This is a genomic window from Magnetococcales bacterium (genome assembly GCA_015231925.1).
Taxonomy (GTDB): Bacteria; Pseudomonadota; Magnetococcia; order Magnetococcales; family JADGAQ01; genus JADGAQ01.
The window spans coordinates 1-8,068 of the sequence record JADGAQ010000188.1; the positions used below are offsets into that span (position 1 = coordinate 1).

Genomic DNA, 8,068 nt, shown 5'->3' on the forward strand with positions numbered 1-8,068 from the left:
CAGGGCGCTGCCCTGGACCCGTCGGGGGGGATAATCCCCCCCGAACCCCCGTACATTCGGAAATTTCAGAGTCCGGCAAAGGGATGAGCGGCAAAAATGGCCTTCAGGGAGGGCAACAGGGATTTGGCGCGTGGACCGACCAGAGTGACCACCAGGGAAGAGGGGCGCAGCAACGACCTGACCTGCCGGGTGATATCCTCCGGAGACAGGGCGCGAATCCGCGTCCACGCCTCCGGCAGGGTCTCCGGCAGGTCGAAGAGAATATCGGTGACGAAACGATCGATGAGATCGCCGGGATGATCCAGCGTGCGCTCCAAATCGGCACGCCAACGGGTCAGCAACCGTTGCCACTCGTCGTTGCAGGGGGGTGTTTCGCCGAGCCCGTAAAGCTGATCGAGCAACAGGGCGAAAACCCGTTCGAAATTGGTGGGGGAGACGGTGGCGCCAATTTCGAGCAGAGCGGTATCGGCATAAGGGGAGAAGGCGGCCCAGACCTCGTAGGCCAGACCACGCTGTTCCCGGATGGCCACCTGCAGGCGGGAGGCGAGTCCGTCATCCAGCAGACGACGACAGGCGGCGCCCGGATGATAGGTCAATCCGCCCCAGTCATCGGTGCGAAAGAAGAGAACCAGATCGAGCTGAGAGGTGGTATCGTCCGCCGCCAGCCAATGGGGACCGGGGGTCATGGGGGGCGGAGGCGGCAAAAAGTGCCGGGTGCCGGGAGGCAGGGAGCCCAGCATGGCCTGGGCCAGGGGCAGGGTGCGTTCCGGAGTGACGGGACCGGTAAAGGCCAAAGCCAGGTTGACGGCGCCGTAATGGCGGGCCAGGTGGCGACGCAGAGCGTCGGTATCCAGTCGGGCCAGGGTGGCGGGCGTGCCCAGCACGGATCGGGCCAGGGCATGCCCCGGCCACAGCAGCGGGGCGCTCATCAACGCGGGTTGCACCAGCTCGCCCCGGTCGTTTTCGTCCTCCCGCATCTCTTCCAGCACCACACAACGCTCCGTTTCCAGATCGGAAAAGGCGGGATCGGTGAAGAGGGCGGCGAAAAGCCGGCCTCCGGCTTCCAGATGGGCCGGCGGCAGGCTGATCCAATAGAGGGCCTGCTCCGGACTGGTGGCGCCGTTGACATCGGCGGCCAGGGCGTCCAGGCAGCGGTGGAAACGGGTGGGATCCGGCATGGCGCCGGTTCCCTTGAAGAGCATATGTTCCAGAAAATGGGCCAGCCCGGCTTCCTGCGGTGCCTCGAAACGGGAGCCGGCCCGCGCCACCAGGGCGATTTCCGCTTCGTGCAGCCAGGGCATGGGCAGGGTGATGACCCGCAATCCGTTGGGCAGACGCTGCTCCACGAGCAGCGGCATGTCCGGCGGATCCATACGATCGTCTTCCGGAGGGGGAGAGAACAAGGCTATTTCACCAGCCGGAGATGAGGGGCATTCTTCTTCCGGGGGTTGTACGGCCCTTCGAGTTCACCCTCCTCGACGGGGGCATCCCCCTGCACCAGCTCCAGGTGGGGCTTCTCCTTCACGGGTGGCGGAATCTCGCGACCCGGAGGACGACGCATGGTGGTCACCTTGCGCTGGAAACCCAACGCGGCTTCGCCGCCACGGGCCTCCTGGGCCTGTTGTTCGAAGGCGGGCGCGGGCAGGGACTGGTAACGTTCGTAATTGCGCCGGATGGCGTCGGGCATGGAGTTGGGCCACAGGGTGCCGTGGCCCGTATCGGGATTGAACGCGCCCCACAGTGCGGAATAGGGGATGACGCAATAGTGGGGAATGCCGCCGAAACGCAGTTCGGATTCGATGGTGTCCGCGCCGATTTCGATGGGTTGGGGCATCTGCCGGTTGAGGATCAGACGCAGACCCGGATCGGCGGCGAAGCGACGCGGCACGTCCACGCCCCGGCTGGTGGCATCCAGGCACAGCAGAACCCGGCCTTCCTTTTCCAGGAGGATGCGCACCACTTCCATCTTGCCCAGATGTTCGAAGTATGTCATGGGTGTGATACTCCACGCTCTTGTTTGAAGGTTGAGCGGAACCGTTTCCCATCCCCGTTGCCAGGGAGTCCTTGTCATCATGTCCGAAGATGCCTACAACGCCACCCTTGTGCGACGCATCGACATTTCGTCGCGATTGGCCATTTTCCGCATCCGTCCCGATGCCCCTCTGCCCGAATTCACCCCCGGCCAGTTCCTGGTCCTGGGTCTGACCCGGGCCACGCCCCGACGCGCCGATACCGAACCGGAAGAGGTGCTTCCGGAAAAGGCCGATCGTCTGGTCAAACGCACCTACTCCATCAGCTCCGCCTCGCAACACACGGAGGAGGTGGAGTTTTACATCGCCCTGGTCAGCGATGGCGTTTTGACGCCACGCCTCTTCACCCGCCAGGAGGGGGACCGGCTGTTCATGAACCGGGATCCCAAGGGCCTGTTCACCCTGGACCGGGTTCCCGAGGGGGCCAACATTCTGCTGGTGGCCACCGGCACGGGCCTGGCGCCCTACATGAGCATGCTGCGCTCCCTGGCCCTGGGGGAGGGGGGGCCGTCGCGTCCCATGGCGGTTCTGCACGGGGCGGCCTTCTCCTGGGACCTGGGGTATCGCAACGATCTGGAGGCGTTGCAACACGCATGCCCCCGGTTCCGCTATATCCCGGTGGTCTCCCGACCCCGGGAGGATACCGCCTGGAGCGGACTGACCGGCCGTCTGACCCCCTGGCTGGAAGATCTCCCGGCCTTGTCCGCCCGCTGCGGCTTTACCCTCGTTCCGGGGGAGTGCCACATCTTTCTCTGCGGCCATCCCCAACTGGTGGAAGATGGTCTGCGCATCCTGGGTGAACAGGGCTTCGACCCCGGAAAGCCCCGCGAACCGGGCACGCTGCATGCGGAACGCTATTGGTGAACCGCCAAAAACAGAATACCACTCGACCTTCAGACTCCGGCAACGCGCAATTGTTCCCAGGCCCGCCGATATTCCAGGAAGTGGGGGCGTCCCCCTTCCCGTTCGCCTTCGTGTATCAGGAAGGCCTCCACCGCCTGCTGTTCCACCTCGTACTGGGCGGTGGAAAAGAGGCCGGAGAAGTGGGCCAGCCGCAACCACAACAGGTAGGTGGTCAAGGCGTCGAACTCGTTGTAGGAGACGATCTTGTTCAGGCGTCCGGCCAGCCACAGATCCGGCACCTGTTGTCCGTCCACATCCATCTTGCCGGGGATGCCGCACTGCACCGCCATTTCGTGCAGCGAGGGGGTTCCCGGCCCGAAACCCGGAGAGAGCAGATCCCGCAGGTCGATGTTCCAGTCGCTGCCGCGCGCCAGATAGTCCACCCCTTCCCAGGGTTTGCGGGGGCGGGCGCAGAAATCGGCGGCCCGCAGGCCCAGAATCACCCCCCGCTGCACCAGAATGCGGATATCCGCCGCCAGGGAGTTGAACCCGACCAGAACCGGCTTGTCCCGTCCCAAAGCGTGCAGAAAACGCTCCACCACCTCCCGTTCGCTGTGACGGGCCACGTCGTGGGGCGGATTGGGCAGGGAGGCCATGGTGATCGTAGGCTGCCCGTTGCGATCCTGGGTGCGCACCACCGCCGCCACGGAGACCAGCCGGCACAGGGCCGTTTTCAGATAGGGACGGGGATTTTCCGTCGTGGCCCCGCCCTGGCGCCACATTTCCGCCATCACTTCCGCCTCGTCGGTCTCCGCCGGCAGCTTGTAGAGCAGACGACCGGCGCGGGGGTCCGGAATCCATTCGGCATCAAAGGCCCATAACGGACCGGTCAGGGGACGCAGCATGATCGATGACTTTCCAATAGTTCGGGGATCCGGCGGGAATCATCCCCTCCGGCGGGGTCAGGGAAAATTCCCTTGGTTATTTATTCAGCCCTTTGACAACCGAGTCAAAGGATAGAGCATTTTCTTTTTTGCTTTCTAAAGGATTAAATATTGAAAAGCAAAGGATAAAAAAATTATCCCGGTTTTCTCCGAGGGCGTTTTGCAACGCCCTCGGCGACCATATCGAAAATCACGGATGCCCGTTGGCCGGTTGCGGCTGCAACAGATACCGGGGATCGGGGGGATGGGTCAGCCGTTCCCGGGTCCAGTCCGCCGCCTGGGTTCCCAGACTCTTTTCCTGGGGAGGCCCCGCCACGGGACGGTTGGCCAGTTCATCCATGGGATACTGCACCACCTGCATGACCTGCCGGGCGGCCAGTTCCGTCAGCAGCTCCAGGGGTTGCCCGGCCAGCGGGGGCTTGTCCTTGGACAAGGCGTCCGCGGCAACCAGGGCGCCCAGGGTCTGCACCGGTGCGGTGATGGCCAGGGGCGTCACCAGGGCCATGCCGCCCAGGGTGGCCACGTTTTCCTTGTTGGTTCGCTTGACCTCCGGCAGGGATTCCACCCGCACCCGCATGGTGCGCAGGGGGTGTACCCCTTTTTCGCCGGAAATGAAATGCAATTCCCAGTCCACCACGCCGGAGCTGGTGGCGCTGCTCTCCCGCAGCAGGCGCGGCACCACCCACAGGGCCGCCGGCCACTGCTCCTTGCGCACCAGGGCCATGGCCTGTTCCAGGGTGAAAGCGGGACGCCACTCCTGAATCAGATCCGTGGCCAGATTGCCCGGCAGGAACTGACGATAGAGGGTCCGGGTGTAATCCCCGAGAATCTCCTCGTTGCCGCCGCGTTGCCAGCCCACCGGCAGCAGGTGCAGCTCCTTGAAGGGGGCGAAGGGCAGGTCCGGATCGCCCGTGGCCTCCCAGCAGACCGAAACGCCCTTGAGGGGGTAGTCGCAACCGCGACGATGCACGGCCTCCGCCGACGCATCCCGCAGACCGAGCAGGCAGGCCAACAGGCCGAGGCCCCAGAATATCCGTTGCTTGTTCACGTTCTTTCCCGTCTCTTCAGGATAACAAGCCATTGATCCGATCCACCAGATAACGCGCAAACGGCATGGAACAGGTCAAACCCGGGGAGACGGCGTTGAGGACATGGAAGGAACGATCGTCGCCTTCCCAGCGAAAGTCCATCTCCAGGCGCTTTTGCCCCACATCCACCAGTTGCGCCCGCAATCCCGGACGACCCCAGGTGGTGAAAGCACCGGCCTCGATGCCGCCGACCAGTTCGCCCGCCAGACCGGTCAGGGTCCGCCGGGACCATTTGCCCATCTCCTGACGGGCCAGGCGGCGGAAGGCGAAGTCGTTGCGCCACCACAACCCCGCCATGCGCCCGCTCACTTCCAGGGCTTCTGCGGGCGAAAACCGCGACCAGCCCTGGTAGTGTTCCCTCCAGAAGGCGGGAATGGCCGTCGGTCCCAGCTTGATCCGGCCATCCACCGTGCGGGTGCAATGCACCCCCAGAAAGGGATAGTCCAGATCCGGCACCGGATAGACATGCCGCGACAGGGGGCCCGCCCGGGCATCGCCGTACAGATAGAGCCCCTTGAAGGGCAGAATGGCCAGGTTCGCACCGAAGCCGTAAGCCCAGGCGATGCGGTCCGCATGCAGCCCGGCGCAATTGACCAGGTAGCCGCAACCCATCCGGCCCGCGCTGGTCAGGGTGCTTTGGCCACGACCGCCCAGCCAGGCCACCCCCGGAAGCAACTCGATTCCCGCCTGCCGCGCCTCTCCCACCAGGGCATGCAGCAGCGCCATGGCGTCGATGGTGGCGGTATCGGGGGAGAAGAGGGCCTTGCCGACCGTTTTGGCCCGGGGTTCGAGCCGACGCGCCTCCTCTTCGTTCACCTCTTCGAGGCGGACGCCATTCTCTTGACCCCGCTGGCGCAGAATCTCCAGTGCGGGCCAGTCGGAGGCGCTGCGAGCCACCACCAGTTTGCCGCAACGATCCAGCGGCAGATGCCGCTCCCGACAGTACTCCTGCAGCTCCCGGTTGCCGTCCCGGCAGAACCGGGCCTTCAGGCTGTCGGCGCCGTAGTAGAAGCCGGCGTGCAGCACCCCGCTGTTGCGACCGCTGGCATGCCAACCCCAGGTGGCCTCCTTTTCCAGCAGGCGGATGCGGGCCCCGGCAAAGCGGCGACGCAAGCCCAGGGCCAGGTTCAAGCCGATGACACCCCCGCCGACCACCAGAAAATCAACCGGTTTCCACATATCTCACGACATTTCTTTACGTGGTCCGCCTTCGTCCAGTATTGACTTTCCGGTACCGGCAGGCTATTTGCAGACGTATCGTTTCCATGGAAAGGGAGCCCGGACATGCCGCATTCCTGTCCACCTGCGAAGATTTCTGCAAGAACAGGACCAATTGGCCTGTTGGTCTTCTCCCTGCTCCTGGCCTCCTGCGGAGGCGGAGGTGGTGGTGATAGCGGGGGCTACTCCTCTTCGAGCGGTTCTTCCGGCAGTTCTTCGGGCAGCTCCTCCGGTCGGGGTTCCTCCACCCTGACCACCGCAGCCCCGGGTTCCACGCCCTCCACCGCTTTCAACACCGCCCTCGGAGGGGGGGTCTACCAATCCGATGCGGGGCTCCTCACCCTGCCCGCCAATGCCCTCTCCTTCGTTTTGCATCTGCAGGGTTCCAGTGTGGGCACCCGCACCCGTTTCAACGCCCTGAAGGATCCGAACGGTTCAACGGTGAGCATCAGCCATGCCGATTGTCCGACAGGGGCCCAATACTGCAACCTCCTGGTGCCCCAGAAACCCGGCGTGAGCGTCACCACCGGGCAGTGGCAATACTGGTTGCAGAGCAACTCCTCCTCCGGAGGCACCTTCAGCGTCAGTGTTTCCACGCGCGCCGGCACTCTTTCCGGCGGGGCCTACGTCACCGTGCAGCCCTATCTGACGGGAACCCGGTTCACCACCGCCCAGGTCAGCGCCGCCATGGAGCGACTGCGCTCCACTTACGCCAACAACGGCGTCACCGTAACGGTGAACACACCCATAACGATCAGTGGCAGCAGTTATGCCTCCGTCAGCACCAACTACAATAATTCCACCACCGGCGCTCTGATTTCACAAGGCAGCGCCGGTGTGGTCAACCTCTTCTTCGTCGAAGACTTTCTCGATGGCGATACCTCCCTTCTGGGGCTGGTGCCCAATATCCCCGGATCCCTGGGCGTGGCGGGCAACTATGACGGCTTCCTGATCAACGTCTCCGCCCATCTGGTGGGCGTCAACCTGGACACCTCGTTTCTGGGGGATACCGCCGCTCATGAAATGGGGCACTTCATGGGGCTTTACCACACCACCGAATCGGACGGGTCCTCCTACGATATCCTGGATGACACCCCCCGATGCACCACCGACACCAATCGCGACGGGCTCTACTCCCTCAGCGAGTGTCTGAACAGCGACGGCCACAATCTCATGTTCTGGCAGGGCAGTTCCGGCACGGACCAGACGACCCTGACTTCGGACCAGCAGCATGTTTTGCGCTATTCCCCGATTGCGCAATAACGCCTTTTCGGGAGAGATCGTGAAATGAGACGCTTCGTCTTTTTGACCCTGTCGGCGTTGATGTTCGTCGGAACTCTCCAGGCGCAGGAGCCCGACCGGCAGCGGGTCATGAACCTTTTGGCGGGCTACGAATGGCGCCTGATTCCCGAACGTTGGCAACAACTGGGCGGGGATGCGGATCTGATCCTCATGGAGGTGGTGACCGATCCGCAACTGATGAATGTCTATCGCTTCCGGGCCATGGAGGTGTTGACTCTCTATCCCACCAACCGGGTGGCCGATTTCCTGGAGCGTTTCACCCTGTCCGCGACGGAGGTGCCGCTGTTGTGGCGCTCCTTCCGCAGCATGGAGCGCAGTTTCAAGACCTCGCAGCCCGATCGGGTGGCCCGGCTGGCTACGCAACTGCTGCAGCATCCCAACGCCCGGGTGCGGGAGGATGCGGCTCGTACACTGGGAGAGCTGGGGCGGCAGGCTTTCTGAAATGGTGTATCCTTTGCCTTTCAATATGTTATCCTTTGAAAAGTAAAAAAAGGAAATGTTCTGTCTTTTGACTTTTCGTAACTATTCAAACCCCTGCACGGTGCAGCATGATCGTGTCAACGGCGAAAGGAAAAGTCCCAGGGGTGCCCCCCTGGACCCCATGGGGTCGGCAGTCAACAGCAAACGGAAGAGTCCCAGGGCG

General features: G+C 63.5%; 8 protein-coding genes. 3 read left to right on the forward strand and 5 right to left on the reverse strand.

What is annotated here, in order from left to right:
- Nucleotides 1–65 precede the first annotated feature (65 nt).
- Nucleotides 66–1,358, reverse strand: a complete 1,293-nt coding sequence (locus HQL56_16275; GenBank protein ID MBF0311072.1) for an insulinase family protein — start codon at nucleotides 1,356–1,358, stop codon at nucleotides 66–68.
- Between the two features lie 47 nt (nucleotides 1,359–1,405).
- Nucleotides 1,406–1,993: a hypothetical protein gene (locus tag HQL56_16280; GenBank protein MBF0311073.1), complete on the reverse strand. Its 588-nt coding sequence runs from the start codon at nucleotides 1,991–1,993 to the stop codon at nucleotides 1,406–1,408.
- A 79-nt stretch (nucleotides 1,994–2,072) separates the two neighbouring features.
- On the opposite strand from HQL56_16280, the gene HQL56_16285 reads away from it, so the two are divergent.
- On the forward strand, nucleotides 2,073–2,894 hold the full coding sequence (locus HQL56_16285) for a ferredoxin--NADP reductase (protein ID MBF0311074.1): 822 nt from the start codon (nucleotides 2,073–2,075) through the stop codon (nucleotides 2,892–2,894).
- Nucleotides 2,895–2,923: 29 nt separating this feature from the next.
- Here HQL56_16285 and HQL56_16290 read toward each other — a convergent pair whose 3' ends face one another.
- From HQL56_16290 to HQL56_16300, 3 genes are all read right to left on the reverse strand, one after another.
- Nucleotides 2,924–3,778 (reverse strand): hypothetical protein, encoded by an 855-nt coding sequence (locus HQL56_16290; GenBank protein MBF0311075.1) that lies wholly within the window; start codon nucleotides 3,776–3,778, stop codon nucleotides 2,924–2,926.
- Between the two features lie 229 nt (nucleotides 3,779–4,007).
- Nucleotides 4,008–4,865, reverse strand: coding sequence for a hypothetical protein (locus HQL56_16295; protein MBF0311076.1), 858 nt, complete (start codon nucleotides 4,863–4,865; stop codon nucleotides 4,008–4,010).
- A gap of 16 nt (nucleotides 4,866–4,881) precedes the next feature.
- Nucleotides 4,882–6,084 carry an FAD-dependent oxidoreductase gene (locus HQL56_16300; protein MBF0311077.1) on the reverse strand — a complete coding sequence of 401 codons (1,203 nt, stop codon included), beginning with the start codon at nucleotides 6,082–6,084 and terminating at the stop codon, nucleotides 4,882–4,884.
- A gap of 162 nt (nucleotides 6,085–6,246) precedes the next feature.
- On the opposite strand from HQL56_16300, the gene HQL56_16305 reads away from it, so the two are divergent.
- Both HQL56_16305 and HQL56_16310 read left to right on the forward strand, forming a co-directional pair.
- Nucleotides 6,247–7,386 carry a hypothetical protein gene (locus HQL56_16305; GenBank protein ID MBF0311078.1) on the forward strand — a complete coding sequence of 380 codons (1,140 nt, stop codon included), beginning with the start codon at nucleotides 6,247–6,249 and terminating at the stop codon, nucleotides 7,384–7,386.
- Between the two features lie 24 nt (nucleotides 7,387–7,410).
- Entirely contained in the window at nucleotides 7,411–7,866 is a 456-nt protein-coding gene (locus tag HQL56_16310) for a hypothetical protein (protein ID MBF0311079.1), read from the forward strand.
- Nucleotides 7,867–8,068: the final 202 nt, after the last annotated feature.

Bases quoted from the DNA above. Each gene is read 5' to 3' on its own strand.
- HQL56_16275 (MBF0311072.1), bottom strand. From the start codon at position 1,358: ATGCCGCTGCTCGTGGAGCAGCGTCTGCCCAACGGATTGCGGGTCATC.
- HQL56_16285 (MBF0311074.1), top strand. From the start codon at position 2,073: ATGTCCGAAGATGCCTACAACGCCACCCTTGTGCGACGCATCGACATT.
- HQL56_16300 (MBF0311077.1), bottom strand. From the start codon at position 6,084: ATGTGGAAACCGGTTGATTTTCTGGTGGTCGGCGGGGGTGTCATCGGC.
- HQL56_16310 (MBF0311079.1), top strand. From the start codon at position 7,411: ATGAGACGCTTCGTCTTTTTGACCCTGTCGGCGTTGATGTTCGTCGGA.
- HQL56_16290 (MBF0311075.1), bottom strand. From the start codon at position 3,778: ATGCTGCGTCCCCTGACCGGTCCGTTATGGGCCTTTGATGCCGAATGG.
- HQL56_16280 (MBF0311073.1), bottom strand. From the start codon at position 1,993: ATGACATACTTCGAACATCTGGGCAAGATGGAAGTGGTGCGCATCCTC.